The organism is Allosphingosinicella sp. (genome assembly GCF_036387615.1).
Taxonomy (GTDB): Bacteria; Pseudomonadota; Alphaproteobacteria; order Sphingomonadales; family Sphingomonadaceae; genus Allosphingosinicella.
Window position 1 is genome coordinate 96,677 of record NZ_DASVTH010000060.1, and the last position, 26,552, is coordinate 123,228.

A 26,552-nucleotide genomic window follows, 5' to 3' on the forward strand; every position below is an offset into this window, starting at 1 on the left:
CGACGCGGCTCAAGTCAGCTCCTCGGCCGCGCGAAGCACCTCCTCGGCATGGCCGGGCACACTGACCTTGCGCCAGACGCGCTTCACCACGCCATCCCGGTCGACCAGAAAGGTCGCGCGCTCGATCCCCATATATTTGCGGCCGTACATCGACTTCTCGACCCAGACGCCGAACGCTTCGCATGCTGAGCCGTCAACGTCGGTCGCGAGCGGAACCTTCAGCTCATATTTCTCCGTGAACTTGCGGTGCTTGGCCGCATTGTCCTTTGAAACGCCAAGCACCCACGTGCCCGCCGCCGTGAACTGGTCGGCCAGAGCAGTGAAGTCCTGAGCTTCCTTCGTGCAGCCGCTCGTATCGTCCTTGGGGTAGAAATAGACGACCAGTTTCTGCCCGGAGAAATCGGCCGGGCTGACCGACTTTCCCTCCGGCCCCTCCATTTTGACGTCCGGAACCGAATTGCCTTCTTGCAACATGTCAGTCTCCGCCGGCTCGGGCGACCGCGCCCCACAGATCCGCCACCCTCTGCCGCGCCTCCCGATGCGCTGCAAGCAGACTGTCCCAGTCCGGCAGTCCGCACGCTCGCGCAACCAGCGGGCGCGAAGCGGGCGGCGGCTCGCCAGAGCTTGGCAAGACGAGGCGGAACGTGACCAGCATTCGGGTCAGCAGGCGCAAGGCGGGGTCAATCTCGGGTGAAACCAGACCGGCGCCCACCAGATCGGCGAGTGCATCCTCAAGTCGGGGATGCAGCGCGATGCCGTGGCGCAGTTGCAGCGTGTGGACCGCGAACTCCAGATCGACCAGCCCTCCATCGCCGAGCTTGATGTCGAAAGGACCGCTGGCCGGCTTGTGCCGTGCCATGTCGCGGCGCATTGCGACCGCGTCCGCCGTGACCTTGGCCGGGTCGCGCGGCTTGGCGAGCGCGTCTCTCACGACGTGCGCGAGCGCTGCCCGGCCTCCTTCCGACCCATAGACGGGACGAGCGCGGGTCAAGGCCATATGCTCCCAGGTCCAGGCTTGATGCTGCTGGTAGTCGGAAAAGCTGGGCAGCGAGATAGCGAGCAATCCGTCCTTGCCGGAGGGACGCAGGCGCGTGTCGATGTCGTACAATGGCCCGGCCGCGGTGGCGACGCTCAACGCCGCAGTGACCCGGGGCGCCAGGCGATTGAAATAATCGGTCGCGCGGAGCGGTTTTGCTCCGTCCGAGGCGGTCTCGTGGGTGCCGCTGAACAGGTAGACGAGGTCAAGGTCGGAGGCATAGGTCAGCGCCTCGCCGCCGAGCCGGCCAAGACCTAGGATCAGCAGCTCCGATCCGGGCACGCGCCCGTGAGCGCTTTCGAACTCGGCGGCGGCGGCGGCGGTCAGCACATTCACGGCCGCCTCCGCTACGCGGGAGTACCCCTCCGCAACGTCCAGCGGATCCGTCCTTGCGAGCACAAGCTGGGCGCCGAGCGCGAAGCGGCGTTCGTTCACGCGCCTGCGCACGCGGTCCAGCACCAGCTCGTAGTCTTCGTCCACGCGTTCCGCGCGGGAAAAATCCGCCACAAGCTCCTCGACAGCGGGCGGCGGCGTGAATGCCGAGGAGTCAATCAGGCCCTCGATCAGCTCCGGCCGGCGGCCGAGCTGATCGGCCAGAGCCGGTGCATGGCACAGCAGGGTCGCCAGGACCTTGCCGATTTCCGGGCGCGCCTCCAGCAACCGGAAGAAGTTGACCCCGCTTGGCAGTCGCATCACCAGATCATCGAAGCGGTTGATCGCCCGCATGCCGTCCGGCGCGGCGCCAAAAGCTTCGACGAGGCCCGGCAGCATCGCTTCGAACGCCTCGCGCGCCGCCGCCGTCCGCAACGAGCGCGGCTTGCCCGACCGCCATGCCTCGATCCGGCTCGCCGCCGCGCCCGGGTCCGTTAATCCGGCCCCGGCAAGGCGCACCTCCAACCGGTCCCGAGCCAACGGCAAGCTGGTCTGAGTTTCCGGCCCGAGCCCCGTATAGATTGCGGCCACGCGCTCTACGTGAGGGCGCAGGACCGAGAGCAGCTCCTCGCCCGTTTCAAGCCCATGCAGCCGGGCGACATTGTCCAGCGCCTGCCCGTCCTCGGGAAGGCTATGCGTCTGCCGGTCGTCGACCATCTGCAGGCGATGCTCGATCGTGCGGAGCAGCCGATACGCGGCCGCCAGGTCGTCGGCCTCCTCCCGCGGAATACGTCCAGCCTCGGCCAGCGCCGTCAGCGCCGGGAGAGTCGCAGGTTCGCGAAGCGCCGGCTCGCGCCCGCCATGGATGAGCTGATGCATCTGGGCATAGAATTCGATCTCCCGGATGCCGCCGCGTCCGCGTTTCACGTCGTAGCCCGGGCCGAAACCCTGCCCTTCGGCATAATGGTCGCGAATGCGCCCCGTGACCGACTGGAGCTCGGCGATCGCGCCGAAATCGAGCGATCGGCGCCAGACGAACGGGTGAATGGCATCCAGGAAATAGCGTCCGAGTTCCTGGTCGCCCGCAGCGACGCGCGCGCGGATGAACGCAGCCCGCTCCCAAGGGAGCGCGCTCGATTCATAGTGGGAAATGGCAGCGTCGGCCGGAAGCGCGATGGGCGTCACCTCGGGGGAGGGGCGCAGTCGCAGATCGACGCGGAACACATAGCCCTCACCATCTCGCTTCTGGAGAAGTTCGGTCACCTGCTGCGCGACCCGCACTGCCGCCTGCCCGGCTTCTTCACGCGCTCGCCGCGGCAGGGTTGCCGGATCGTAGAGGAAGAGCACGTCGATATCGGACGAGTAGTTGAGTTCGCGGCTGCCGTGCTTGCCGAGTGCGATCACCACGAATCCGCGGGGTTCCGCGCCCGGTGTCCGGCCGCTGATCACCGCCGCGAGCGCTGCTTCCAACGCCCGGTCGGCGAAGTCCGACAAGCTCTCGACCACCCTCTCCAGGGGCAAGGCTCCCGCCAGATCTCCGATCCCAAGCGCAAGTGCGAGCGCCGCTCGTTCCCTGCGCAAAGCTGTCCCTACATCCGCCGTGCCTTCTGCACATTTCACCGCGATCTCAATCGCTTGACCGAGGTTACCCGTATCGAGCGCGCTGCGAACCAGATCGCACCTTTCGAGCTGAAGCTTCAGGAAAGGCGCATGGTGCCGAGCTCGTTCTAGTGCGCGCTTAACCGCCTGGTCACCAATTGTAGCGCTCATGTCACAAGCCGGATCAGTTCCGTTCGGGCGGCGCAACGGTTGCAACCCGAACGCCGCACGGTCGTTCTAACATGCGTGAATACGCTGAATCCAAGAAGAGAAGCCATGATGCATTCCTCCTCAAGGCGATTTGTGAAGGTGGCTCCGCCCACCATTCACGCCGGGGTCGGCAACGCTTTGCGCGAGGCCTTCGCGATGGACGGCGAGCTGCGCTCGCTCAAGATGTTCGAAGAACTGCTCGCCAAGCTGGACTGAGCGGCCGCGAGTTCCCACAAGTTCAGTCGAGATCATCCTGATCGAAAATGCGACCACCCGGGTCGCGATCACGGCTGAGGTCGTCGACTTCGCTCATGATCGTCTGCAGCGCCGTTTTGTTCGCATCGGTCTCATGATCGCGACGTGAGGGGAGCTTGCCATCCGCGAGCAATGCCTCGAGCGCAACGCGGCCGCGCGCTACGCGACTTTTGATGGTGCCAACGGCGCAGCCGCAGATCTCGGCCGCCTCCTCATAGGCAAACCCGCCGGCTCCAACCAGAATCAGAGCCTCCCGCTGCGGCTGCGGCAAATGCATCAGTGCTCGCTGCATGTCGCCAAGCTCGACATGTCGATCCTGGCTGGCCGGCGCAGCGAGCAGCTTGGACGCGGTCAGCTCGTCCCACTCGCCCTTGAAGCGAGCCCGCCTCATCTGCGAGAGGAACAGGTTGCGAAGAATGATAAAGGTCCACGCCCGCATGTTCGTACCGGCTTGGAAGCGCTTTCGTGCCGCCCAGGCCTTCAGCAGCGTCTCCTGAACGAGATCGTCGGCAAGGTCGCGGCTCCCCGAGAGCGAGCGCCCGAACGCGCGCAGATGCGGGATGACCTGCGCGAGCTGGTCCTTGAACTCGTTATCCGGAAGCGGAACCGGCGGTTCGCGTTCGGTCGCTTCGTCGTCGAGCAATGCTGGCTTATCGCCCGCCATCGAGCCCCCAAATGCTTTGAACATCATGATCGGCGCCGGGATAAGCCGGCCCAAACCGTCCCAGCCAACGTATGTGTTAGGAGAAGCTAATCAAGATGATCGCGAACGCGATGATCGTGAGGAGCGTGCCGACAACCAGAACCACGCGCGCGACATGTGGCGTCGTCCCGGCACGCGCTTCGGTCTTGTTGAGATGAGATTCCGGTTCGACCATCGATGCAATCAATCCTGTTTCGATACTTGATGCCGCAACGCCCGCCTTCCGGCGGGGTTCCCTTGGCGTAACGAATGGAACCGTCGGTCAGGCCGGCACGGTAGCGCGATCGAAGAAGAGTGCCTGAGCGATCGCCGCCTTCACCGTTGACCGCTGAAACGGTTTGGTGATGAGGAAGGTCGGCTCGGGCCGCTCGCCGGTCAGCAGCCGCTCCGGGAAAGCGGTGATGAAGATGACCGGCACCTGGAACTCGGCCAGAATGTCTTTGACCGCGTCGATGCCGGAGCTGTCGTCGGCCAGCTGGATGTCGGCGAGCACCAGCCCCGGCCGGCGCGCCATCGCCTGCGAAACCGCCTCGTCGCGCGTAACGGCAACTCCGGTCACGCTGTGGCCGAGATCGCGCACGATCGTTTCGATATCCATTGCGATAATCGGCTCATCTTCGATGATCAGCACTTCCGCGCGAGTCTGGCGCTCGATCTCGGCGAGCGCTTCGGCGACCAGCGACTCCACCTCATCCGGCTCTGCCGCGATCAGATAACCTGCGTCCTCGGGCGTGAAGCCCTCCATCGCCGTCAGGAGCAACGCCTGACGCGACAAAGGCGTGATGCGGGCCAGGCGCGCTTGCGCGATTCCCTGCGCATCGTCGTCTCCGGTCTCGTCCAGGTCCTCCTCGATGTTCGCGGACGACCAGATTGCGTGGAAGGTGCGGTAGAGCCCGAGCCGGGGATCGACGTTGCGAGGGAAATCGTTGGGGGCGGCCACGATCGCTTCCAGGGTCGCGCGCACGAAAGCATCGCCATGTCCCTGGCTGCCGGTCAGGGCACGGGCATAACGCCGGAGAAAGGGGAGATGCGGCGCGAGTTCCTGACCGAGCGACATAATCGTTACGACTCCTATTCGAAATTAAGCGGTCTTGTGATCGGCTGCGTTACGCATTGCAAGTCCGCCCCCAAGAGCGCGGTCAGGTGTGGAAACCAAGTTGGAACGCCCCCGACTGCCCGTTTCGAAAGGGTGGAACCAACGCCGGACTTTTTTGTTTCCAAGCCCGCACGGGCGTCATATCGGCGCTCATCGTGCTTGGCTCCGAGCATCCGGCGAGCGGCGTTCAAGCGCTCTCGCGCAAGGCGTCAGAACGAGAGAAAAGCGGGCGCGGCTCACAAATCCGCGAGGGGTGGACAATTTTGACATTCGCACGTGAAAAGGATGGGGAGCGTCGACCCAGAGCGGAAGTCGGCGGGGAAATCGAAATGACCGGAACACGGGTTACCAGACGCAAAAAGCGGTCGGATTCGCCCGAACTCGGAAGCGCGCTCCGATCAGCCTACCAGCAGACTGTGAACGAACAAATTCCCGACGATCTGCTCGACCTGCTTGGCAAGCTGAACTGAAGGAGCCGGTCGGGAGCAACCGCAACTGCAAACGCGTTCATGCTCCTCTCGCCGCACTCCGGGCGGTGAAACACTGGTCTGAGCGGTTTTAAGATGGACGAGAGCCAAGAGCGACAAGGCTGGATTGCGTCCACCATGACAACGGCGTCCACCGGCGCCAAGATGCTGTTGTTCCTCAGCCTCGGCCTCCTCCCGCTCGGCCTGATCGCGGTTCTCGCGTCGGTCGAAAGCGCCCGCGAGAACAACACGCAAGATTACGAGGAGGTTCGGGCGCGCCTGGAACTCAAAGCCGAGCGCATAAACGGCGTGATCGGGCGCGGGATGCTGATGCTGAAGGGGGCTAGCCTGACCGGCGCGCTTCCGGTCCAGGACGCCGCGCGTTGCGGCGCTATGCTTCAGAACATTGCCGCCTCTGAGCAGCTACCGGGTCGATACGCTCTGTTCTCGGGCGGGCTACCAGTCTGCAAAACGGCTGGTTACCAGGTGGATCAGGCCATCGCTCCTCCGGCAGACCGGTCCGGTGTCGAGATCGCCGCTGACGGCCGCACCTTGCGGTTTGCCGTTATCGACGCAGCTGGGGCGGTGCAGGGCGTCGGCGAAGTTGACCGCGAACAGCTGGCTGCGCTGGTGGAAGCGCCGGAGCTGAGCGAGACCGCCAGCATCTTCCTCAGCGGCGGCGGGCGCCGCTTGCAGCTTCGCGACGGCGTTCGCAAAGGCGCGCTCGGCGGCGAGCTGACCTTTTCTCAACCCGTAGCGGGCGATCGCTTGACCCTCAACATGGTCACCGGTCGCGCCGCGCTCAGCCCGGTTGAATTTCTTGTCATTATTCTGCCGATCTTGATGTGGATCGCCGCAGCGCTGATCGGCTGGCTGATCGTGGACCGGCTGTTGCTGAAGCCGTTGGCGCGCATGCAGCGTGCCGTCGCGGCCTATCAGCCGGGCGATCGCGACCTCGCTTTGCCGGCCAGCGCATCCCCGGCTCGCGAGATCGGCGAGCTGGGCCAGGCCTTTGCACGCGTAACCCAGACCGTATCGCGCCACGAAGCCGAACTTGAAGCCGGCCTGGAGCGCCAGATTAGGCTGGTCCGCGAAGTACATCACCGGGTGAAGAACAACCTGCAAGTCGTCGCTTCGCTGCTCAATCTGCACGCTCGAGGGGCCACGAGCCCCGACGCTTCGGCCGCTTATGCCTCCATTCAGCGGCGGGTCGACGCGCTGGCGGTCGTCCACCGCAACCATTATGCCGAGTTGGAAGACAATCGCGGTGTCGCGCTGAAGCCGCTTCTGTCCGAACTGGGCGCCAATCTGCGCGCCAACGCTCCTGCGGAAGCTGCCAGCATGCAGATCCGGATGTCCGTGGAGCCTGTTTATGCGACGCAGGACGTAGCCGTCTCGGTCGCCTTCCTGGTCACCGAGCTGGTCGAGTTCGCCATGTTCTGCGGCGCTCGCTTAGTCACTGTTGCGATGGAGCAGGTACGGCCGAACGCGTCCTTGTTGTCGATCGAGTCTGAGGCGCTGCAGGGCAAAATAGAATGCGACACGAAGCTCGCCGAGCGGTTTGACCGAATCGTCACGGGCTTGTCGCGCCAACTCCGCTCCGTCCTCACCAAGGATCTGGAAACGGGCCGCTACTCGCTCGAAATTGCGATCGTCGGCCGCGGCGACGGCTGAGCCTCCAGAGTTCAGTCGGGGCCGCTCAGCCTTCCTGCAGCTCTACCTGCTTGATCGTGCCGCCGCTTGGCGGGCGTTGCGTCGCAACCGCCTTCAGCACCTTGGCCGCGTAAACGAGATTGCTGCTGGTGGAATCCCACAGCTTGGCCTCCCCCGGTTCAACGGTGATCAACGCGACGTCCTCCGCGTCCGGACCTTGCGGCAGCCAGGCCTCGCTGAACATCGACCAGAGTTCGCGCAGCTTCTTCCGGTCTTGGCTGGTCCGCGCGATGCCCGAAACAGAAACGTAGGTGTTCTTGTGCTCGTCGCTGAAAGCCACATTAACGGGTGCCGATCCGCCAATCTCTCCCACCTTGGCGTCCGTGCGGGTCACGAAGTAGATCTTTCCTTCCTCGCGTTGCGCGAGGCTCGCCATGGGCCGGCTTACGAGGCGACCGTCCTCCTCGACCGTCAGCATGGCGATCCGCTGCTGGTCGATCGCATCCCAGACCTGGCCTACGTCATCGCGTTCGGTCATCAAGATTCTCCTTGTCGTCAACATGAAGAGGTCGGGCCTTGTCGTCGGCCGCGGCGCGCTTCAGAGTTTCGGCGCTGTCGCCCTGCTCGGCCGCGACGTCGGTGTGGCGCCGCTCATGGGCATGGACGCCGTCTATGTCCGAATGCGGCGTCGATGGAGGCGGTTTTGACATCTGATCAAACTCCTTCGAAGCCTACCAACCGGGTTCGCCGCGAACAGTTTCAAACGGGCGTACGGCCCGCCTTAGAATCTTTCACTTGCCCCAAATTATTCACTGCCGCGCCGGAACCTGATTCCGCCTTCCACGTTATGCTACTCGGATAGCGACCTTTTGCCCCCCCGCTCTCGCTATCCAGAACATGGGCCCGAAAGCGACCACCTCCCCCCCCGGTAGTCGCTTTCGGGCCCAACATTTTCGGGGCCTGTTCCTGACGGGCAGTTCAGCGAGTGTTGTGGTCGCGCAATAGCAGTGTCGCGCCGTGGCGAAGCGGATGGTCGACCGCCAGCCGCGCGACCGATCAACTTGCGCACCAACAACTCACCTTCATGACGCGTTCGGAACCAACTGGAGACCGCACGCATTTACGGGGTGCTTCTATAAGCCGCTCGCTGAGCGCGCTGGACGTGAGGAGAAGAATTATGGTGCGTAAGATCATTGCCATTGTGGCGCTTTCGGGCAGTCTCGCCCTTGCCGCCTGCAACACCGTCCGCGGCGCCGGCGAGGATGTGCAGTCCGCCGCGAACGCGGTCGACAACAAGACCTGATCACACCGATCCACCTGGATTTCCGAAGGGCGTCACCGCTTGGTGGCGCCTTTCTTCTTTTCAGACCAGATCGTCGGGAATGAAGGAATAACGCCGCGCAAAGCGCCGCGCCCGTCCGAGTTGATAAGGGACGACGAAACCCTTGCGCTCATGCGGCTCAACGCCGCTGTTGAAGCGGGCAACATCGCGCCAGCCTTCGAGGCTCATCGGCTCGGGAAGAGCCCCGCCGAACAATTGCCACCACAGCCGCTCGCGAAACTGAGCGATCGTGTCCCCGCTCTCCTGCCAGATGAAGCCCAGTTCCGTGTCCCACTCGAAGCTGCGCCCGTTGATGTTGGCCGAGGAGAGCAGGCAAGCCTCATCGTCGGCGATGAGCAGCTTGGAATGGATGTGGATCACGCCCGAGCCGTAGGCGGTGCCTCGTGTTTCTTCGAACTTCTCTTCGCTGCGCCGGACCGCCTCGTGCTTGGCCAAGGTGAAGAGGCCGATCCGGTTCGGACCCGCCTTGCGCACGAGGCGCCCGAGCGCTTCAGCTTGCAGGTGCTCACCATGGCGGTGGGCCAGGTTCTTCGTCTGGCCTTCAAACGCGATCTCTTCCGGAACATTGGCGATCAGGATGATCACCTCCAGTTCGGGATTGCGACGCATCGCCGCTTCGATCCAGTCGGCTGCGTCTTTTGAGCGAAAGAATTGCGCCTCGATGTAGAGCAGCTTGCGGGCGGAGTTGATCAGGTTTCGGTGCGCGGCTTTGAGTTCGCGCACGAAGTGGTTCGGGCCGATGGCGAACGGAGAGTCGTTCCGCTTCGACTGCGTTCGGGCAAGCTGGATCTTGGCCTGGCCGACGCAAGGCTGAAGCTCCGTCGCGGGCGCGATGTCGTCCAACGGGTCGAGCATCAGCGCGCGGGCGGCGCCGTTTGTCCACTCCTCCACGGTCTCCCGATAGCGCGGCAATTCGGCATTCCACAGCCGCGCGAAATGCTGGGCGGCGTCGGTCACCGCCGGCCCTTCGACCAGCGCGGACATATCGTGCCAGGTCTCGTTGGCGCGTTGGCGGTGGCGACGATCGTCCCAACGCCGCTCGTCCAGATCGAGACCGCCGATGATCGCCTGACGTTCGTCGATGACGACGAATTTCTGATGATAAGTCGCAGGCCAAAGACGCGGCGGCGGCGCAGCCTTCCACCCGGTTGCCCGATCCTCCTCCCAAGCAAGGTGGCGCCACAAGCCAGGCCTGGTGTCGAAGCCGCCATCATCATTGTGGCCGCGCCGAAGCAGCTTCTCGACCACGTTGCGGATGCGACGGCGGAGCAGCGGGCGCAGCAGCTGCCGCCAGCACCAGCCAATCTCGCCTTCATGCTGGATTACGATCAGCTGGAGGCGACCCCGCTCGCTTTCCGCCAGCTTCTCGACGACTTGCCGGATGCGAAGATATGTGTGCCAGGAACCCGCGTGCAGATGATCGGCCAGAACCGGCTCGAAGTCCGCAAGCAGGATGCGTACTTCCACGCCCCGCCTGACGGTGTGGGCAATAAGCGCCGACCAGTCTGCCAGCCCGAGTTCCCGCGCCCGCTCCGATCGGGTGGTTGTGTCGGGATCGAAGATCCGAAACGACAGCCAGACCGAGCGCTTCGCATCCAGCACTCGTTCTTCAAGCGCCGGAAACATATCCGCCGCTTCGATCAGCGGAACGACACGGCATCCTTCCCGCGCCGGCATCGGGTTCGCCCACTCGGGCGCCTCCGCATCTGCGAGCATGGCGTTGCCGCGATCCAAAAACAGCGCCGTCTCATGGACTCCGGGACGGCGGGGATCGGCGTCTGCCACTACAAAAGCTCACTCCCGGCCGGTGCACGCGCGCGACGCCGCTCGGTGAACCAGATGGCGATCAGCGACAATTCGTACAGCAGAATGAGGGGAATCGCGAGCATGAACTGCGAGAGCACGTCCGGCGGGGTAGCAACCGCCGAGATGACAAAGGCGCCCAGGATCGCATAGCGCCGGCCGCGCTTGAGCTGGTCCCGGGTGACGACGCCCGCACGCTCGAGCAGCATCAGCAGCACCGGCAGCAGGAAAGATATCCCGAACGCCAGGATGAAGTGCATGACCAGCGAGAGATAATCGCCGATCGCGGGAAGCGCCTCCTGCTGGATGCCGCCCAGATTGCCCTGATAGCCGAGGAAGAACTCGAACGCCTTGGGCATCACGATGTAGTAAGCGAGCGCGCCGCCGAGCGTGAAAAGGATCGGGGTGGCGACCAAGAAGGGGAGGAAGGCGCGCTTCTCCTTGGAATAAAGCCCGGGCGCGACGAACGCCCAGATTTGATTGGCAATGACCGGGAAGGCCAGGAAGAAGGCCGCGAAGAAGGCGACGCGGACCTCGACGAAGAAGGCTTCGTAGAGCTTGGTGTAGACCAGCTTGCCCTCACCGGGCGGAAAGGCGCGGATCAGCGGCTGGGCGAGGAAGCTCAGGATCTTGTCGGCGAAGTAGAAGCATAGGCCAAACGCAGCGAACAGGGCTCCGAACGACCACATCAGGCGGCGGCGCAGCTCGATCAGGTGATCCATCAATGGAGCGGCGGTCTCGTCCAGCTCTCTCATGACAGCGGCTGCTCGCCCGGCTTGGCGGCCGGGGCCGGGTCGCTTTCCTGCGCGGGCGCTGCAAGCATGACGGGGTCGTGGTCGGACGGGAATTCACGGATGATACGCTCATTCTCCGCGCGCCACTTCTTCTCCATTTCCTCGAGTTCGGATTCACGGATCATCGTGTCGATGCCGGACCGGAAGTGCCGGGCCATGCCGCGGGCGCGCCCGACCCAGTTGCCGACCGTCCGCAAGACATTCGGCAAGTCCTTGGGGCCGATGACGACCAGGGCCACGATCGCCACCACCAGCAGCTCGGTTGAATCGATGCCGAACATTCGAGGCGTCGGCCTCAGCGGCCGATCAGGGCTCGCGGCGCTCGACCGGATCGACGACGCGGGATGCTGCCGGCTGCTCGACGGTGCGATCCCCCTCGATCCGGCGCGGCGGGACCGGATGCTCGTCCTCCTCGGTCATGCCCTTTTTGAAGCTCTTCAGCCCCTTGGCGACATCGCCCATCATGTCCGAAAAGCGTCCCTTGCCGAACAAGAGCAGGATGACGACCCCGACGACGAGCCAATGCCAGAGGCTGAGACCACCCATGCTGCTTCTCCACAAACCTGTCCCCGTTCAATACCCGACGGGAGCTTAAGGTTCATCTAGTGCTCTTGCCTGTCACTTTCCAGTTCGAGCCGCTCCAGCGCAGCCTCGATCGGGTCCAGCAGGCCGGCAAGCTTCAGATCTTCAAGGCCGGGCAGGTCGCGGCGGGATGCGAGGCCGAAATGGGCGAGGAAGCCAGCCGTCGTCACATAGGTGAGCGGCCGGCCCGGTACTTCGCGGCGGCCGGCCGGCCGAACCCAACCCGCCTCCATCAGCACGTCGAGTGTCCCGCGGCTGATCTGGACGCCGCGGATCGCCTCGATCTCGGCGCGGCTGACCGGCTCGTGATAGGCGATGATGGCGAGCGTCTCGACCGCCGCCCGCGACAGCCTGCGCGCATCTTCCCGCTCGCGGCGGAGGAGGTGGCGGAGGTCAGGGGCGGTCTGAAAGTGCCAGCGCCCGCCCCGCTCGACGAGGTTGATGCCTCGCCCCGCATAGTGCCCGGCCAGTTCGGCCAAGGTGGACCGCACATCCACGCCGCCGCCGACGTGAAGTGCGATCTCCGCCTCGCTGATCGGCTCGGCCGCGGCGAACAGCGTGGCTTCGATGGCGCGCAGTTGGTCGGATAGCTCCTTCATGCCGCGCGGATGTACAAGGGCGCGAACGCGTCGGCCTGGTCGAGCTGGAGCTTGCCCTGGCGGGCCAGTTCGAGCGTCGCGACGAAACTGGAGGCGAGCGCGGACCGGCGGTAGCCATCATCCTGCGATGCAGGGAGGAAGGAGCGCAGCTCCGACCAGTCGACACTCAGGCCGAGCAGGCGCTCCACCCACGCCAGCGCGGCCTCCAGCGTCATGACCGGGCGGCGGCCGATCACGTGCACCGCCGGCTCGGCGCGTGCCCGGATCGCGCCGTAGGCGGAAAGAAGCTCGTACAATTCGACGTTCCAGGCCGACTTTCGGACCACGCGCAATCCCTCGGGCGCGCCGCGTGTGAACACATCGCGCCCGATCCGGTCGCGGGCGAGCAGCCGGGCGCCCGCCTCCCGCATCGCCCCCAACCGCTGAAGCCGAAGCTGAAGACGCATCGCCAGCTCCTCCGGGCCAGGTTCGATGTCCGCCTGCTTCGGCAGGAGCAGGCAGGATTTGAGATATGCCAGCCACGCCGCCATGACGAGATAATCGGCCGCGATCTCGAGCTTGAGCTTCTTGGCATCGGCGATGAAGGCGAGATACTGTTCCACCAGAGCGAGGATCGAGATCTTCGCGAGGTCGACCTTCTGGGTACGAGCGAGGGTGAGCAGGAGATCGAGCGGCCCTTCCCAGCCGTCCAGGTCCAGCGTCAGCCGGTCGCCGCCTGCGATTGCCGGCGGGTCGTCAAAGGCCAGATCCGCTTCCACTGGGGCAGACTAAGCTACCGCGGCCAAAACGTGAATCCCTCCCTTGTTTATGCGTAGGCGAGTAGCCGGTCGCGGCGGCTGGCGAGCTCGTCAAAGCTCTGCCCTTCATTCGCGCCCGCCGCCCAGTCCAGCGCGCGGTCGAGGCGAGCGCTCGCTGCTTCACTGATTTCGCCGAGCCCTTCCGCGGCGGATTGCATATCGGCCAGATCGCCGGAGCAATGCAGGACCAGGTCGCACCCGGCCGCGATCGCACCGCTCGCCCGTTCCGCAAGCCCGCCGCTCAGCGCGCCCATGCCGATATCGTCCGAAATGAGCAGGCCGTCGAAGCCGATCCGGCCGCGGATCACCTCCGCAATCACATCCTGCGACAGGGTGGCGCAGGCTTGCGCATCCCATCCGGTGCAGACGATGTGGGCGGTCATTCCGATCGGAGCCCAGGCGAGCTTTCGAAAGGGCTCGAGATCGTCTTCCATCTCGGCTTCCGACGCGGTCACGACCGGCAGCTCGAGATGGCTGTCCGCCGTCGCGCGGCCATGGCCTGGCATGTGCTTGACGATCCCGACGACGCCGCCGGCCCGCATGCCTTCCAGCATGGCTCGGCCGAGTGCTGCAACCTGCATCGGGCAAGCGCCGAGCGACCGCTCGCCGATGATCGAGTGCGCGCCGGGATGCGCGAGGTCGAGCAACGGCGCGCAGTTTACGGAGACACCCACCTCTCGAAGCTGGGCTGCGATTGCACGGCCGTGATCTTGCATCGCCTCGATCGCGCTGATCGGGGCGCGCCTGTAAAGGCGACCGAAGATCGCCGCGCCGGGCAGTTCGGGCCAGACAGGCGGCTTCAATCTTGCGACATGACCGCCTTCCTGATCGATCAGGATCGGAAGATCGGCGCGGCCGCTCAGCTCTCGAAGGTCGTCGGTGAGCGCGCGAACTTGCGCCCGATCGGCGCAATTGCGGCCGAACAGGATATAGCCGGCTGGATCGACGTCACGGAAGAAATCGCGTTCGTCCGTCGTCAGCTGTTCACCCGACAAACCGAAAATCGCAGGCCGCATCTCTGATCCTCGTCATGCCGGACGGGTGCGATCCGGCATCCACCTCTTGGCTCGCTGAAGGAGAAGGTGGACCCCGGGTCAAGCCCGGGGCGACGACAAGGGTTGATCAGTCGCCTCAGTTCACCTCGACGCAGGATTCTCCGGCGACGCGAAGGCGTCCGCAGACGCCCTTCCCATCGCCGCCGCTTGCGCGCAGGCGGTAAAGCGTCTTGCCGCCGCTCTGGACCGGTACGACCGTGTGGGTCATCGGCTCCAGATACTTGAACCGGGTCGAAAGGTTTTTCCAGGCGCTGTTCGCCGAAGCTAGGCTGGAGAAGGCTCCAAGCTGGATGCCGGGCCCCCCGCCGCCCGTCGCTGCCGGAGCGGGTGCCGCTGCGGGACCAGTCGGGCGCGCCGGAGCCGGGCGCGCCGCGGGGCTCGCAACGGCAACCTCGATCTCGCGACCGGCTTTGGGTTGGCCCTGGCCTGGCTGCGGCTGCGGCCTGGGCGTGGAGGTGACCGGCTCCTCAGGAACCGCGCCCATGTCGATCGTGCCCTTCGGGTCCTGACCGGCGCTGGCCGCGAAGGTCGTGTCGCCCTTGCCTTCGACCTGCATGCCGCCCGGCTCATCGGGCTTCACCTTGTAATCCTCGGCGGGCGCGGCGATCAGTTCGCCACCCTCCACCTGCTCTTCGCCGCCGCCGCTGCGGCTGCCCATCCAGAACAGGCCTCCGACGATCAGGCCGATGCAGATGAGGCCGACAACGACAAAGGCGATCAACTTGGCCGCGGAGGGACCGTCGCGATCATCATCTTCCTCGACGGCCTCCAGCCACGGCAGGCGATCGTCGTCGCTGCCGATCGTCGACCCCTTTCCGGCCCGAATGTCGCTCATCAGTGCATCTCCTCCGCTGCGGCGACCCCCATAACAGCAAGGCCGTTACGAATTGTTTGCCTTATTGCGAGCCCGAGTTCCAGACGGGCCCGTGTCAGTCCGGGATTCTGTGCCAATAGAAAACGCCGCGAGGGGTCGTCGTTACCGCGATTCCACAAAGCGTGGAACGCGGCAGCCAAGTCGCTGAGGTAGAAAGCGATCCGGTGCGGCTCGTGCGCGGCGGCGGCGGACTCGATCGTGCGGGGGAACTGCGCGGCGATCTTGACCAGCCCCAGCTCCTCTGGGTCGAGCAGGTCGAGGTGGGCAGGCTGCGACAGGTCCACCTGCTCGTCCGCCGCCTTGCGCAGCAAGGACGAGATGCGCGCATGGGCATACTGGACGTAGAAGACGGGATTGTCCTTGGACGCCTCGACCGCCTTGGCGAAGTCAAAGTCGAGCGGCGCGTCGGCGCGCCTGGTCAGCATGATGAAGCGGACCACGTCCTTGCCGACTTCCTCGACCACTTCGCGCAACGTGGCGAAATTGCCGGAGCGCTTGGACATCTTGACCGGTTCGCCGGCGCGGAACAGCCGGACCATGTTGATGAGCTTGACGTCGAGGGCGACGCGCCCGTCGGTGAGCGCGGTGACTGCGGCCTGGATGCGCTTGACCGTGCCGGCATGGTCCGCGCCCCAGATATTGATGAGGCTGTCTGCCTGCTCCGCCTTTCTGAGGTGGTAGGCGGCGTCCGCGCCGAAATAGGTCCAGCTTCCGTCCGACTTCTTCATCGGTCGGTCTTGGTCGTCGCCGAACTGCGTCGAGCGGAAAAGCGTCAGCTCCACCGGTTCCCAATCTTCGGGCGTTTCGCCCTTGGGAGCTTCCAGCACGCCCTGATAGACCAGTTCCTTGGCGCGGAGCGTGTCAAGAACGCGATCGGCGGCGCCCGAGGCCTGCACCTCGGCTTCGGACGCGAACAGGTCGTGGTGGATGCCGAGCAGGGCGAGGTCGTCGCGGATCAGCTCCAGCATCTTCTCGACCGTGCGCTGCCGGAAGAGCGGCAGCCACTCGGCCTCGGGCGCGGCTGCGTAGCCGTTGCCGAACTCGGCCGCGAACGCCTGGCCGACCGGCACGAGATAGTCGCCCGGGTAGAGACCTTCCGGAATTTCCCCGACATCTTCGCCGAGCGCCTCTCGATAACGCAGCCATGCCGAGCGGGCGAGGACGTCGACCTGCGCGCCCGCGTCGTTGACATAATATTCGCGCGTGACCTCAAAGCCCGCATGTTCGAGCAGGCTGGCCAGCGCGTCGCCGACCACCGCGCCGCGGCAATGCCCGACATGCATCGGGCCGGTCGGGTTGGCCGAGACATATTCGACGTTCACCCGCTGTCCGGCGCCCACTTGGGAACGGCCGTACTCGGCCCCCTCGGCGAGAATGGTGCGCAGTTCCTCCTGCCACACGCCAGGCGTCAGCCGGATGTTGATGAAGCCGGGGCCGGCCATCTCCGCACTCTCGACTTCGTCCAGCGCGGCCAGCTTGGGCGCCAAAAGGCCGGCGAGCGCGCGCGGATTGGTCCCGGCGCGCTTGGCGAGCACCATCGCCGCGTTGGTGGCAAGGTCGCCATGTGAGGCGTCGCGCGGCGGCTCGACCGCGACCGCGCCCCGCTCGATCCCGGGGGCAAGCTGCCCTTCCGCTTCGAGCTGGTCAAGGGCCGCGCCGAGATGCGCGGCAAAACGGGCGTAGAGGGTCAAGGCCGGTCCTGTTGTTTAGGGAACCGGCCGCTTAGACGAACGGTGCTTCAAATTGAAGCGCGACCCGAGCGGCGCGCGAGATGCAGGATCTCGCGGTTTCCGTGTGCATGAACCCCGGCCGCCCTTTCATCCAGCGTCGCGAGCATCGCATCGGCTACCACGCTGGCACCTATCGAAGCGTAGCGATCCAGGCGTCCTTTCATGAATAGGTCGGTCAGCGGGCTCACCGCTATTCCGAGCCGTTCGGCCAGGCGCCGCTCCCGCCGCGCGGGCCGCGAAGCAGGCCAGGACGGAACACGTCGAGCCTAGCGAAGCCGAAATGAGACAATGCGTATTCCACCTCGCCTTTCAGCCCGAGGTAGAAGTTGCGGGAGTGGCGATCGGCGCCGGCGGACGAGACTGTCAGCATCTGCCGGGCGCCCGCGGCTTGCGCGCCCTTGGCAAAGGCGAGCACTGCATCGTGATCGACAGCGCGAAAGGCGGCTTCAGAACCCGCTGCCCGCATCGTCGTGCCAAGCGCCGAAATGGCGACCTGCGCTTCGATCTCGCCGGCGATCCGCGGCCACTCCGCCACTGGCGCGACATGTTCGCGCCAGCCCGCCTGCTCCCGGTCGCTCGGGCGGCGCAGAATTGCGTGCAGTTCGCCGCGCTCACGTTCCAGAAAGCGATCGGCGAACAGGGAGCCGACGAGACCTGTTCCCCCGATCAGAACGACGCGCATCTCAGAAGCCCTCCGGCAGCTCTACGGGGCCGATCAATTCGCGATACCGCCCGATCGCATAGCGATCTGTCATCCCCGCAATGAAATCTCCGATGCGGCGGGTTGCTCCAAGCTCGTCGTACCCCTCCACGCGCCATTGTTCCGGCAGGAGCTCGGGCGTCGCCTTGTAGGCGGCGAACAATCCGGCGAGGACAGTCTTCGCTTTGGCCTGGATCTCGAGGATCGGCGGCGAACGATACATCCTGGCATAGAGGAAGCCTCTAAGCTGCCGCTCCTCCTCCGCGACGGCACTCGTGAAACCGGCGAGCGGTTTCCCAGCCGCGCGAACGTCGTCTGCGATGCGCACCCCGGCTTCTGCAGCCCGCCGCTCCGTCTCCTGCAGCACGTGGCGAACCATCCGGCCGATCTGGTCGCGGATCAGCTCGGGAAGCAGTCGCTGCTCCTCCAGGTCCGGATATCGGCGGCGGACTTCATCCCAGTGACGGGCGACGAACGGCACCTCCAGCAGGTCGTCGAGCGTGAACAGACCCGCTCGCAAGCCATCGTCGATGTCATGATTGTCGTAAGCGATATCATCGGAGATGGCTGCGATCTGCGCCTCCAGGCTCGGCCAGCTTGCAAGGTCGAGCGGGTATCCCGCATCGACCTCGGCGAGCGCCCAGCCTGGTCGCTCGACTGGACCGTTATGCTTGGCAAGCCCTTCCAGCGTCTCCCAGCTGAGATTGAGCCCGTGATGCCGCGGATACGGGCTCTCCAGCTGAGTGAGCACACGTAGCGTGTGAGCATTGTGATCGAACCCGCCGGCCGGCGCCATCGCATCCCGGAGCGCATCCTCGCCCGAGTGACCAAAGGGAGGGTGGCCAATGTCATGGGCGAGGCACAGCGCCTCCGTCAGGTCCTCGTTCAGCCCAAGCGCCCGCGCCAGGGTGCGGCCGATCTGAGCGACTTCGAGGCTGTGGGTCAGGCGGACGCGGAAATGATCGCCGTCCGGAGCGACGAACACCTGCGTCTTGTGTCGCAATCGTCGGAACGGGACGGAGTGGATGATCCGGTCGCGATCGCGCTGGAAAGCGTCGCGCGGCCCGCGGGTCTCCTGCTCATCCAGCTTGTACAAGCGCCCACGCGAACGGGACGGATCGGACGCGTACGGGGCAAGCGGCCTCACCTGGCGGCCAGCTTCACGATCTCCTGCCCTTCCGCGCTGGTCCAGGCGGTGGCGCGCAGGCCTTGGTCGTCAAGCAACCCCACGAACAGATCGGCATCTTGCTGCGTCTTGAACGGGCCTACCAGAAGCCGGCTGCTGGTCGCGCCGGACGGCGTCACCCATGCGGCCTTGTCGCCAAGCAGCTCCGGCGCCCGCCCCTTGAGTCGCTGGAATTCCGCCCTCAGCGCCGCCTCGTCTGGCTTGCCGCCGAGCTGAACCCAGATACGCCGTGGCGGGGCAGGTTTCGGAGGGGCCGAGCTCTTCGCTCCGGGCGACGGCATCTCGGTCCGCTTGGCCAGGAGTGTGGAACCTGCCTCGGAGGTGACTGGCGTAGACGCAGGCGGCGCAATCACCTGCTGCGGGGCCGGCGCTGACGGCCCCGTCGTGGTTTGCGCTGGCGACGAGGCCGGCGTCGAGGGGGTCCCGGCAAGGTCCGTACGCGCTCCTTGAGACGCGGCCGGCGCCGACGGCTCGTCGAGCGCCCGGATCGTCGCCGCTACGCTCGCGAGCCCGGCCAGACGCTCCGGACGCGCCGGCTGCGGCGAAGACTGCATGTTCGAACCGGGCAGCCCGGTTTGCACCTGTGCGGACGGCGCGGCATCGGCCGATCGGAGCGGAGAGGCCGAAGTGGAAGGAGGAAGCCCGATCCCGGCGATCCCGGGAACCGGCGCTTGCGAAGCCGGACCAACAGAGCTGCTCGGTACTGGCGCGGCCGCGATGGCGGTCGGGCGGTCCCCGCTATCGGGGGGACCCTGCACAGCACCCGAGCTTCTCGTGCTCACCGCGATCTGCGGTGAAGAGATGCGCGGGAAGCTGGTGGTCGTCTGAGCCGTGGCGCCGGTGGCAGTCGGAGTCCGGACGGGCGCGTTCGCCCGGGCGGCCAGGCGGGTCCCCTGCGCCCCGCCTGAGGGCTGTGGCGAGCCGGACCTGGCGGTGCCGCTCGGTACCTGCCCTGCACCTGATGGCTGTGCTGCGGACGGTGAGGTTACAGGGCGTCCCGCGAACGCGGGCTGGTTGGGATCGGGCCGCCCGCCCAGTATGATGTTCGGAGGCAGCGCGGCGTAATTCGGCAGTGGCGCCGGCATCTGTCCCGGCGGCGCGTCACCTGGGAAGCGGCCGAAATGGACGGCCATGGCGCGCTCTGCCGGACGGAGCTGGGGCAGGCGCGCGAAGAACGGCTGCATCGCCGCCGCCTGGGCCGGCATCGCGACCCGAACGGCATCGGTGGCTCCGGAAGTGTCGCCTGTCAAAGCCAGCACGAACGCCCGCACTCGGCGTCCTGCGGGACTGTTGCGGCGCACCTGATCTTCGATCGCCGCCAGCGCTCCGCCGCGATTACCCGATATCGCGCGGGACAGAGCCAGCCGGCGGCGCACCTCGTCATTGTCGTTGACCCGCATTGCGATCGCATAGTCGCGCTGCGCGGCGACGGGATCGCCCAGCAGGTCATGCGCCAGGCCCCGGTCGGCCGCAATCACGCCTTCGGGAAGGCCCAGGCTGCGCGCTTCTTCGAGGAACTTGAGCGCGGGCTCAGGCTGTTCCATCGCCAGGAAAGCGGCCCCGATCCCCGCCTTTATGCGGCCGTCGCGCGGCGCGATTTCCTCCGCCCGCGCATAGAAAGTGACCGCCGCTTGCGCATCGCCGAGATCAAGCGCGGACTTGGCCGCGCCGAGCAGGGCGGACAGGCTCCGGGGGGAATCCGCGAGCTCCTTGAGATGCCGGTTGAGAGCGGCGCCCGAATCCTCGACAAAGCCGCCGGGCCCGACCTGAGCGCCCGCCGCTTCAAACGCGATCGCGCTCACCAACAAGACTGCGCCAAGCCGGACATTCCGCTTAAGCTGTTTGAGATTCATGGAGCATAGCTGCCTGCGCGGAGCTGTATCGGCAATGACCGGCGGCGGAACTCTGCGCTGAACGGGTCCGGCAGGACGGCGGGCCGGAGCTAGCGGAATGGAACCTAATGCATCCGGGCGATGCAAGGCAGGAGCGGGAAAGAAAACGGGCCCGGCGAGATGGTCGCCGGGCCCGCATCGTCAGCAGCTGGGCCGCTTACTGGTTGTTCTGGCGATTGAGGAAGCGCGGGATATCGAGCGAATCCCGGCCGCCGTTCGACGCCGGCTGATCCTCGTCCACCTGGGCCTTGGCAGCGCCGCGAGCGATGTTGGACATACGCTCAAACAGCGTGCCGCCTTCCCGCTTCGGCGCGGCTTGAGGAGCCTGCTCCTCCTCTGCCGCGATCCAGCTGCGGGTTCCACCGGAAGACGCGACAGCCTGCTCCGTGCCGACCATATCGCCAGTGTCGAGCAGCAGCTCGTCACCACCTTCGTCCTCGTCGTCGAAGCTGATTGTGGGCGCGGGACCCTCAACAACCTTTGCCGACACCGGCTTCAGGTTGGGCGTCGAGGTCTCTGATAGCACCGGCGCGAGCTTCCCTGCCGGCTGAACCGCGGGAGCCGCTTGGACCGGAGGCGCACTGGGAACCTTGATCGGCGCCGGAGCGGCGGCTGGCTGCGCCTTGGCCGTCTCGGCGGCGCCGCGGCCGTTGCCCGGGAAGGCGAACACTTTGGCCGGCGCGGCAGGCTGCGCGACCGCATCGGCATCGATGCCGGTCGCGACCACCGATACCCGGATTTTGCCTTCCAGATTGTTGTTGAAAGCCGAACCCCAGATGATGTTGGCGTCGGGGTCGACCAGTTCCTTGATGTGGTTGGCGGCCTCGTCGACTTCCATCAGGCGCATGTCCTCGCCGCCGGTGATTGAGATGATGACGCCCTTGGCACCCTTCATGCTGACGCCGTCGAGCAGCGGATTGGCGATCGCCTGCTCAGCCGCCTCGATCGCGCGATTGTCGCCCTCGGCCTCGCCCGTGCCCATCATCGCCTTGCCCATCTCGCCCATCACCGAGCGGACGTCGGCGAAATCGAGGTTGATGAGGCCGGGCATGACCATCAGGTCGGTGATGCCGCGCACGCCCTGCTGAAGGACCTCGTCCGCCATCTGGAACGCTTCCTTGAAGGTCGTGTTCGGGTTCGCGATGCGGAACAGATTCTGGTTCGGGATGACGATCAGCGTGTCGACATGCTGCTGAAGCTCGTCGATGCCCGCGTCGGCCGAACGCGCGCGGCGATTGCCTTCGAACGCGAACGGCTTGGTGACCACGCCGACGGTGAGGATGCCCTTATCGCGCGCCGCCTTGGCGATCACAGGCGCGGCGCCGGTGCCGGTTCCGCCGCCCATTCCGGCCGCGATGAAGCACATGTGCGCGCCTTCCAGCGCCTTGTCGATGTCGCTGATCGTCTCTTCGGCCGCGGCCTTGCCGATCTCCGGACGGGAGCCGGCGCCGAGGCCTTGGGTGATCTTGAGGCCGAGCTGAATGCGCCGATCGGCGTCTGAGGCGTTGAGCGCCTGAGCATCGGTGTTGGCGACAATGAAATCGACGCCCTGAACATCGCTCCTGATCATGTTGGCGATGGCGTTGCCGCCCGCGCCGCCGACGCCGATCACACTGATCCGGGGCCGAAGTTCGTCAACTTCCGGCCGGATGAAATCGATGCTCATGTTACGCTCTCCCCTGCTCGCAACGCCACAATACTGGCCCATTCAGGATTCTTTTTGCACGGCCGATTCGGCCGCTCCAGCGAAAAGTTAATGATTTGGTAATTTTTCTTAATACTGAGTCCTGAAAGCCGCGATCAGCCGTGAAACGACGTTGCCGCCCTCCGTTTTGGGGGCAGGCGCCGAGGCCGGATTGAGGGTGCGCAGGTCCAGTTCCTTGGACGCGGCGAACTGGGCCAAGCCGGCCAGGGTCGTGAACGCCGGGCCGCTGTGCGCGTCGGGCAGGCCGGCCAGCTTGGGGCGCCCGACGCGGACCGCGCGGCCGAGCACGCCTTGTGCATAGTCGGCGACCCCCTTCAGCTCGGATCCGCCGCCGGTGAGCACGACTTGGCGCCCGAACGGTCCTGAGAAACCGAGCTCCTTCAGCGCGTTGGCGATCTCGCCCATCAGATGCTCGAGCCGCTGCCGGATGACCGCGATCAGCTGCGCGCGGGTGACGCGGATCGCTTCCACCCCTTCTTCGGCCGATGCGACCGGATTCACGTCGATCATGTCGTGATTGTCGCGCGGGGAGGTGGTCGCCGACCCGTAGAAGCATTTCATCCGCTCGGCCTCGGCGCGGCGGGTGCCGAAGGCGGAGGCGATGTCGTCGGTGATGTCGACGCCCCCGATTGGCAATGACTTCAATCCGACCAGCATGCCGCCGGCGAATACTGACACGTTGGTCACACCCGCGCCAAGTTCGACCAGCGCGACACCGAGCTCCCGCTCTTCATCGCTGAGGCAGGATTTTCCCGCGGCGACCGGCGAGGCGACGATCGCCTCCACGCCAAGATGGGCGGAGCGCACGCACAGATCGAGATTCTTGACCGGCGAGGGCTCGGCGGCGACGACATGGATGTCGACAGCCAGCTTGCCGGCGTGAAGGCCGAGCGGCTTCTTGACGCCCTGCAGCTCGTCCAGCGTGTAAAGCGCCGGAAGGGCATGCAGGATCATCCGCCCACCTGCGTCCATGCTCTGCTGGCCGACGGTCAGCAGCTGGTCGATGTCGGTCTGCTCGATCCGGCGTCCGCCGATCTCGAGCTCGACGCTGGCGACGCTGCTGACCAGGCCGCCCGCCGAAAATCCAACATAGACCTGCTCAACGCTGATCCCGGCAATGCGCTCGGCCTGCTCGACCGCTTCGCGGATCGCGCTTTCAGTCCGCTCCATGTCCGCCACGAGGCCGCGCTTGACGCCGCGGCTCTCGCGCTGGCCGGTGCCCAGAATCTTGACCGATCCGTCCTCGCCCGGCTCCGCGATGAGCGCGGAAACTTTGGACGATCCGATATCGACGGCGGTGACCAGCCGGCGGGCCGGCGACGAGGTGGGACGCTTGCTCAAATCACTGTCGCCGGATCGACCGGGCCCTGATTGGCGGGGGCCGGAGCGGGCTTGGGCGGCGGCGGGGGCGCCAACTCGGCCGGCACGACGCTGCCGGGCTCGCTCGACACGCGAACGATGAACTTGCCGGGAATGCGCATGTCGAACCGGACCAGGCCTTTACCAAGCAGCTGCGTCAGCTTGTCCATCCGCGCGAAATAGACGAGCGCTTTTTCGGCGCTCTCCTCGCCTTCGGGCAGGGCGAGCACCTCGCCCGAATGGAACCGCAAGTCCCAACGGCGTCCGCCGACCCAGGTGGCCCCGGCGAGCATCGGCTTCAGCTGCGGCGCGGCAGTCAGCAGTCGGGTCAGATCGGTCGTGTGCTGGTTGGCCGCGGGGCCTATTACCAGCGGCAGGTCCGGCATGGCGTCGAGCTTGACGGGCTCGAGCACAACACCGTCGCGGTCGATAAGGGTGAGCTGCTGGTTATGCTGCCAGATCGCCGCGGGCGTGCGCTCCACGATGTCGACCACCAACGTATCCGGCCAGCGACGGGAAACGCGCGCCTCGCGCACCCAGCCGAGCCGCAGCAGGCGCTCGCGGGTGAGCTCGAGATCGACCAACGGCATCGCCATCGACTGCTGGCTCGCCGCCACATAATGAGCCTGGATCGGGTCCATGCGGTTCAGGCCCTTCACCTCGACCCGCTTCACCGCGAACCCAGCCTCTCCGACCGCCTCCCCGGCCGCGGTCCCGACCAGTTGCGGAACCTGGAAAACGGACAGCAAGGCCAGCGCGACGGCAATGATCATGCCGAGCAGGATGTACCAGCTCACGCGCCGAACCGTCTCCGCGGAGACAGGCAGCGCATCGAAAGCACCGGGTTTGGCGCTGCTGCGCGAGGCGCCGCGGACTGGAGCCTTTCCTTTGGGTCGAGAACGCGGGGGCGAGCCGCGGGCGATCTTGGCGGTCACAGGGCTTCCTCCACAATGCGGCTGACAAGCTCCGGGTAGCTCATCCCACGATATCTGGCCTGCTCGGGCACGAGGCTGAGCGGCGTCATGCCGGGCTGGGTATTGACCTCCAGCAGGTACAGGCCCGCGACCCCCTGTTCGTCATCCCAGCGGAAATCGGAGCGCGAGGCGCCCTTGCAGCCGAGCAGTCGATGCGCCTGCAGGGCCATTGTCATTGCGGCATCGCGCACATCGTCCGGGACCGCGGCGGGGCAGACATGCTCGGTCATCCCGTCCGTGTATTTCGCGTCATAGTCGTAGAAGCCGGACTTCGGCTGCAGCTCGGTCAAGGCGAGCGCTTCATCCCCGAGCACGGCGACGGTGAGCTCGCGGCCCTTGATGAACGGCTCTGCAAGGAGCCGCTCGAACTCATTCCATGGTCCTGCGCTTCCGCGTGCGATCGGATTGCCATGATTGCCGTGGTCCGTGACGATCGCGACGCCGACGGACGAGCCTTCGTTGACCGGCTTCAACACGTAAGGGCGCGCGATCGGGTCCGCTTCGAACAGGGTCTCGCTCGCCACGATCTTGCCCTCCGGCATGCGGATGCCGTGCGGCACCAGCACCATCTTGGTGAGCTCCTTGTCGATCGCGATCACCGAAGTCTCGAGCCCGCTATGGGTATAGCGGATGCCCATCAGGTCCATCAGGCCCTGCACCGTGCCGTCCTCGCCGGGCGTGCCGTGCAGCGCGTTGAACACGACGTCGGGCCGAACCGCTTCCAGCACCTGCGCGATGTTGCGGTCCATGTCGATGCGGGTGACGCGGTGGCCGAGGCTTTCCAGAGCGTCGGCCACGCCCGCGCCGGAGGTGAGCGACACCTCGCGCTCGGCCGACCAGCCGCCCATCAGCACCGCGATATGCAGCGTTTCAGCCACCCTTGTTTACCCCCACGCGCTGGATTTCCCATTCCAGGCCGACACCCGAATGCGCCCGAACGCGCCGCCTGACTTCCTCGCCGAGCGCTTCGATGTCGTGGGCGCTAGCATTGCCCAAATTAAGCAGGAAGTTGCAATGCTTTTCAGAGACTTGTGCGTCGCCAATTTGCAAGCCGCGGCAGCCGGCCGCGTCGATCAGTTGCCAGGCCTTGCTTCCCGGCGGGTTCTTGAAGGTTGAGCCGCCCGTCCGGCTGCGCAACGGCTGACTGGCTTCCCGCTCCTCGGCGATACGGTCCATCTCCGCGCCGATCGCGGCCGGATCGCCCGGCACACCTTCGAACAAGGCCTCGACCACGACAGCGCCTTCGGGCGTGTCGCTATGCCGGTAGGTGTAGCCAAAGCGCGCCGCCGGCCAGGTCTCGACCGTGCCGTCGCGCAGCACGAGTGTCGCCTCGATCAAGATGTCAGCCACTTCGCGGCCATAGGCGCCGGCGTTCATCCGCACGGCGCCGCCGGTGGTACCGGGAATCCCGCGCAGGAATTCGAGAGCAGCGATCCCGGCGTCTCGTGCCTTGCTGGCGACGGTGATCCCCATCGCCCCCGCCCCGGCCCTTACACGGTTGCCCGGTTCGATCGTCACCCGCGCAAAGCTCTTGGGCAATCGCACCACGACGCCCGCGACGCCGCCGTCCCGGACAATCAGGTTCGATCCCACCCCGACCGGCATCACCGGGATCGCCGGATCGAGATCGCGCAGAAAGGAGGAAAGGCCGCCGACGTCCTGCGGCCTCACCAGCCACTCGGCCGGCCCGCCGGTACGGAACCAGATGAAGTCGGCAAGCGAGCCGTTCCGCTCTGCGGCACCTTCGAGGCGCGGAAGTTCGAGCAGGC

28 protein-coding genes are annotated in these 26,552 nt (G+C 65.8%); 3 read left to right on the forward strand and 25 right to left on the reverse strand.

The window, feature by feature from the left end; translation table 11 throughout:
• Positions 1–9 precede the first annotated feature (9 nt).
• The 5 genes from VF631_RS12870 to VF631_RS12890 form a co-directional block, all read right to left on the reverse strand.
• Positions 10–474 (reverse strand): peroxiredoxin, encoded by a 465-nt coding sequence (locus VF631_RS12870; RefSeq protein ID WP_431850711.1) that lies wholly within the window; start codon positions 472–474, stop codon positions 10–12.
• A gap of 1 nt (position 475) precedes the next feature.
• Complete coding sequence (gene glnE, locus VF631_RS12875; RefSeq protein ID WP_431850712.1) at positions 476–3,178, reverse strand: bifunctional [glutamate--ammonia ligase]-adenylyl-L-tyrosine phosphorylase/[glutamate--ammonia-ligase] adenylyltransferase; 2,703 nt, start codon at positions 3,176–3,178, stop codon at positions 476–478.
• Positions 3,179–3,455: 277 nt separating this feature from the next.
• Positions 3,456–4,136 (reverse strand): sigma-70 family RNA polymerase sigma factor, encoded by a 681-nt coding sequence (locus tag VF631_RS12880; protein ID WP_431850771.1) that lies wholly within the window; start codon positions 4,134–4,136, stop codon positions 3,456–3,458.
• Positions 4,137–4,212: 76 nt separating this feature from the next.
• Positions 4,213–4,350 (reverse strand): hypothetical protein, encoded by a 138-nt coding sequence (locus tag VF631_RS12885; RefSeq protein WP_431850713.1) that lies wholly within the window; start codon positions 4,348–4,350, stop codon positions 4,213–4,215.
• Between the two features lie 87 nt (positions 4,351–4,437).
• On the reverse strand, positions 4,438–5,232 hold the full coding sequence (locus tag VF631_RS12890) for a response regulator (RefSeq protein WP_431850714.1): 795 nt from the start codon (positions 5,230–5,232) through the stop codon (positions 4,438–4,440).
• 86 nt (positions 5,233–5,318) lie between these two features.
• Between VF631_RS12890 and VF631_RS12895 the strand changes: the two genes are divergently transcribed.
• Together VF631_RS12895 and VF631_RS12900 are read left to right on the forward strand one after the other, a co-directional pair.
• A complete protein-coding gene (locus tag VF631_RS12895) occupies positions 5,319–5,741 on the forward strand; it encodes a NepR family anti-sigma factor (RefSeq protein WP_431850715.1) in 423 nt (140 codons plus the stop codon).
• A gap of 93 nt (positions 5,742–5,834) precedes the next feature.
• Positions 5,835–7,412 (forward strand): sensor histidine kinase, encoded by a 1,578-nt coding sequence (locus tag VF631_RS12900; protein WP_431850716.1) that lies wholly within the window; start codon positions 5,835–5,837, stop codon positions 7,410–7,412.
• Positions 7,413–7,437: 25 nt separating this feature from the next.
• Here the strand turns inward: VF631_RS12900 and VF631_RS12905 are convergent, their stop codons facing one another.
• Together VF631_RS12905 and VF631_RS12910 are read right to left on the reverse strand one after the other, a co-directional pair.
• Positions 7,438–7,929, reverse strand: coding sequence for a pyridoxamine 5'-phosphate oxidase family protein (locus VF631_RS12905; protein ID WP_431850717.1), 492 nt, complete (start codon positions 7,927–7,929; stop codon positions 7,438–7,440).
• The gene (locus VF631_RS12910) at positions 7,913–8,101 is read right to left on the reverse strand and encodes a hypothetical protein (protein WP_431850718.1); all 189 of its coding nucleotides are present in this window, start codon (positions 8,099–8,101) and stop codon (positions 7,913–7,915) included. Before VF631_RS12910 ends, VF631_RS12905 begins: the two co-directional genes overlap by 17 nt.
• Positions 8,102–8,568: 467 nt before the next feature.
• Between VF631_RS12910 and VF631_RS12915 the strand changes: the two genes are divergently transcribed.
• Positions 8,569–8,694 (forward strand): hypothetical protein, encoded by a 126-nt coding sequence (locus VF631_RS12915; RefSeq protein ID WP_431850719.1) that lies wholly within the window; start codon positions 8,569–8,571, stop codon positions 8,692–8,694.
• A 60-nt stretch (positions 8,695–8,754) separates the two neighbouring features.
• Here VF631_RS12915 and VF631_RS12920 read toward each other — a convergent pair whose 3' ends face one another.
• The 18 genes from VF631_RS12920 to murB form a co-directional block, all read right to left on the reverse strand.
• The gene (locus VF631_RS12920; protein WP_431850720.1) at positions 8,755–10,449 is read right to left on the reverse strand and encodes a phospholipase D family protein; all 1,695 of its coding nucleotides are present in this window, start codon (positions 10,447–10,449) and stop codon (positions 8,755–8,757) included.
• Between the two features lie 68 nt (positions 10,450–10,517).
• Positions 10,518–11,291 carry a twin-arginine translocase subunit TatC gene (tatC, locus tag VF631_RS12925; protein ID WP_431850721.1) on the reverse strand — a complete coding sequence of 258 codons (774 nt, stop codon included), beginning with the start codon at positions 11,289–11,291 and terminating at the stop codon, positions 10,518–10,520.
• Positions 11,288–11,611, reverse strand: a complete 324-nt coding sequence (gene tatB / locus VF631_RS12930; protein WP_431850722.1) for a Sec-independent protein translocase protein TatB — start codon at positions 11,609–11,611, stop codon at positions 11,288–11,290. The genes tatC and tatB overlap by 4 nt, the downstream gene beginning before the upstream one ends.
• A 25-nt stretch (positions 11,612–11,636) precedes the next feature.
• A complete protein-coding gene (locus tag VF631_RS12935) occupies positions 11,637–11,876 on the reverse strand; it encodes a twin-arginine translocase TatA/TatE family subunit (protein ID WP_431850723.1) in 240 nt (79 codons plus the stop codon).
• A 56-nt stretch (positions 11,877–11,932) separates the two neighbouring features.
• Positions 11,933–12,511, reverse strand: a complete 579-nt coding sequence (gene scpB / locus VF631_RS12940) for an SMC-Scp complex subunit ScpB (protein ID WP_431850724.1) — start codon at positions 12,509–12,511, stop codon at positions 11,933–11,935.
• Positions 12,508–13,269 (reverse strand): segregation and condensation protein A, encoded by a 762-nt coding sequence (locus VF631_RS12945; RefSeq protein WP_431850725.1) that lies wholly within the window; start codon positions 13,267–13,269, stop codon positions 12,508–12,510. The genes scpB and VF631_RS12945 overlap by 4 nt, the downstream gene beginning before the upstream one ends.
• Positions 13,270–13,316: 47 nt before the next feature.
• The gene (nagZ, locus tag VF631_RS12950) at positions 13,317–14,324 is read right to left on the reverse strand and encodes a beta-N-acetylhexosaminidase (RefSeq protein WP_431850726.1); all 1,008 of its coding nucleotides are present in this window, start codon (positions 14,322–14,324) and stop codon (positions 13,317–13,319) included.
• Positions 14,325–14,439: 115 nt separating this feature from the next.
• Positions 14,440–15,198: an SPOR domain-containing protein gene (locus tag VF631_RS12955; RefSeq protein ID WP_431850727.1), complete on the reverse strand. Its 759-nt coding sequence runs from the start codon at positions 15,196–15,198 to the stop codon at positions 14,440–14,442.
• On the reverse strand, positions 15,198–16,928 hold the full coding sequence (gene argS / locus VF631_RS12960) for an arginine--tRNA ligase (RefSeq protein ID WP_431850728.1): 1,731 nt from the start codon (positions 16,926–16,928) through the stop codon (positions 15,198–15,200). Before argS ends, VF631_RS12955 begins: the two co-directional genes overlap by 1 nt.
• Before the next feature lie 47 nt (positions 16,929–16,975).
• Entirely contained in the window at positions 16,976–17,155 is a 180-nt protein-coding gene (locus VF631_RS12965; RefSeq protein ID WP_431850729.1) for a hypothetical protein, read from the reverse strand.
• Positions 17,156–17,157: 2 nt separating this feature from the next.
• Positions 17,158–17,649, reverse strand: a complete 492-nt coding sequence (locus tag VF631_RS12970; protein ID WP_431850730.1) for an NAD(P)H-binding protein — start codon at positions 17,647–17,649, stop codon at positions 17,158–17,160.
• Position 17,650: 1 nt separating this feature from the next.
• The gene (locus VF631_RS12975) at positions 17,651–18,814 is read right to left on the reverse strand and encodes a deoxyguanosinetriphosphate triphosphohydrolase (protein WP_431850731.1); all 1,164 of its coding nucleotides are present in this window, start codon (positions 18,812–18,814) and stop codon (positions 17,651–17,653) included.
• Entirely contained in the window at positions 18,811–20,706 is a 1,896-nt protein-coding gene (locus VF631_RS12980) for an SPOR domain-containing protein (protein ID WP_431850732.1), read from the reverse strand. Before VF631_RS12980 ends, VF631_RS12975 begins: the two co-directional genes overlap by 4 nt.
• A gap of 196 nt (positions 20,707–20,902) precedes the next feature.
• Positions 20,903–22,411 (reverse strand): cell division protein FtsZ, encoded by a 1,509-nt coding sequence (gene ftsZ, locus VF631_RS12985; protein ID WP_431850733.1) that lies wholly within the window; start codon positions 22,409–22,411, stop codon positions 20,903–20,905.
• A 108-nt stretch (positions 22,412–22,519) separates the two neighbouring features.
• Positions 22,520–23,791: a cell division protein FtsA gene (gene ftsA, locus VF631_RS12990; RefSeq protein WP_431850734.1), complete on the reverse strand. Its 1,272-nt coding sequence runs from the start codon at positions 23,789–23,791 to the stop codon at positions 22,520–22,522.
• Positions 23,788–24,606: a cell division protein FtsQ/DivIB gene (locus tag VF631_RS12995; RefSeq protein WP_431850735.1), complete on the reverse strand. Its 819-nt coding sequence runs from the start codon at positions 24,604–24,606 to the stop codon at positions 23,788–23,790. Before VF631_RS12995 ends, ftsA begins: the two co-directional genes overlap by 4 nt.
• Before the next feature lie 134 nt (positions 24,607–24,740).
• Positions 24,741–25,631, reverse strand: a complete 891-nt coding sequence (locus VF631_RS13000) for a D-alanine--D-alanine ligase (protein ID WP_431850772.1) — start codon at positions 25,629–25,631, stop codon at positions 24,741–24,743.
• Between the two features lie 22 nt (positions 25,632–25,653).
• On the reverse strand, positions 25,654–26,550 hold the full coding sequence (murB, locus tag VF631_RS13005; RefSeq protein WP_431850773.1) for a UDP-N-acetylmuramate dehydrogenase: 897 nt from the start codon (positions 26,548–26,550) through the stop codon (positions 25,654–25,656).
• Positions 26,551–26,552: the final 2 nt, after the last annotated feature.

Coding starts and splice junctions, on each gene's coding strand:
- VF631_RS12870 (WP_431850711.1), bottom strand. CDS start 474: ATGTTGCAAGAAGGCAATTCGGTTCCGGACGTCAAAATGGAGGGGCCG.
- glnE (WP_431850712.1), bottom strand. CDS start 3,178: ATGAGCGCTACAATTGGTGACCAGGCGGTTAAGCGCGCACTAGAACGA.
- VF631_RS12880 (WP_431850771.1), bottom strand. CDS start 4,136: ATGGCGGGCGATAAGCCAGCATTGCTCGACGACGAAGCGACCGAACGC.
- VF631_RS12885 (WP_431850713.1), bottom strand. CDS start 4,350: ATGGTCGAACCGGAATCTCATCTCAACAAGACCGAAGCGCGTGCCGGG.
- VF631_RS12890 (WP_431850714.1), bottom strand. CDS start 5,232: ATGTCGCTCGGTCAGGAACTCGCGCCGCATCTCCCCTTTCTCCGGCGT.
- VF631_RS12900 (WP_431850716.1), top strand. CDS start 5,835: ATGGACGAGAGCCAAGAGCGACAAGGCTGGATTGCGTCCACCATGACA.
- VF631_RS12905 (WP_431850717.1), bottom strand. CDS start 7,929: ATGACCGAACGCGATGACGTAGGCCAGGTCTGGGATGCGATCGACCAG.
- VF631_RS12910 (WP_431850718.1), bottom strand. CDS start 8,101: ATGTCAAAACCGCCTCCATCGACGCCGCATTCGGACATAGACGGCGTC.
- VF631_RS12915 (WP_431850719.1), top strand. CDS start 8,569: ATGGTGCGTAAGATCATTGCCATTGTGGCGCTTTCGGGCAGTCTCGCC.
- VF631_RS12920 (WP_431850720.1), bottom strand. CDS start 10,449: ATGCTCGCAGATGCGGAGGCGCCCGAGTGGGCGAACCCGATGCCGGCG.
- tatC (WP_431850721.1), bottom strand. CDS start 11,291: ATGAGAGAGCTGGACGAGACCGCCGCTCCATTGATGGATCACCTGATC.
- tatB (WP_431850722.1), bottom strand. CDS start 11,611: ATGTTCGGCATCGATTCAACCGAGCTGCTGGTGGTGGCGATCGTGGCC.
- VF631_RS12935 (WP_431850723.1), bottom strand. CDS start 11,876: ATGGGTGGTCTCAGCCTCTGGCATTGGCTCGTCGTCGGGGTCGTCATC.
- scpB (WP_431850724.1), bottom strand. CDS start 12,511: ATGAAGGAGCTATCCGACCAACTGCGCGCCATCGAAGCCACGCTGTTC.
- nagZ (WP_431850726.1), bottom strand. CDS start 14,324: ATGCGGCCTGCGATTTTCGGTTTGTCGGGTGAACAGCTGACGACGGAC.
- VF631_RS12955 (WP_431850727.1), bottom strand. CDS start 15,198: ATGAGCGACATTCGGGCCGGAAAGGGGTCGACGATCGGCAGCGACGAC.
- VF631_RS12970 (WP_431850730.1), bottom strand. CDS start 17,649: ATGCGCGTCGTTCTGATCGGGGGAACAGGTCTCGTCGGCTCCCTGTTC.
- VF631_RS12980 (WP_431850732.1), bottom strand. CDS start 20,706: ATGAATCTCAAACAGCTTAAGCGGAATGTCCGGCTTGGCGCAGTCTTG.
- ftsZ (WP_431850733.1), bottom strand. CDS start 22,411: ATGAGCATCGATTTCATCCGGCCGGAAGTTGACGAACTTCGGCCCCGG.
- VF631_RS13000 (WP_431850772.1), bottom strand. CDS start 25,631: ATGGGCGGCTGGTCGGCCGAGCGCGAGGTGTCGCTCACCTCCGGCGCG.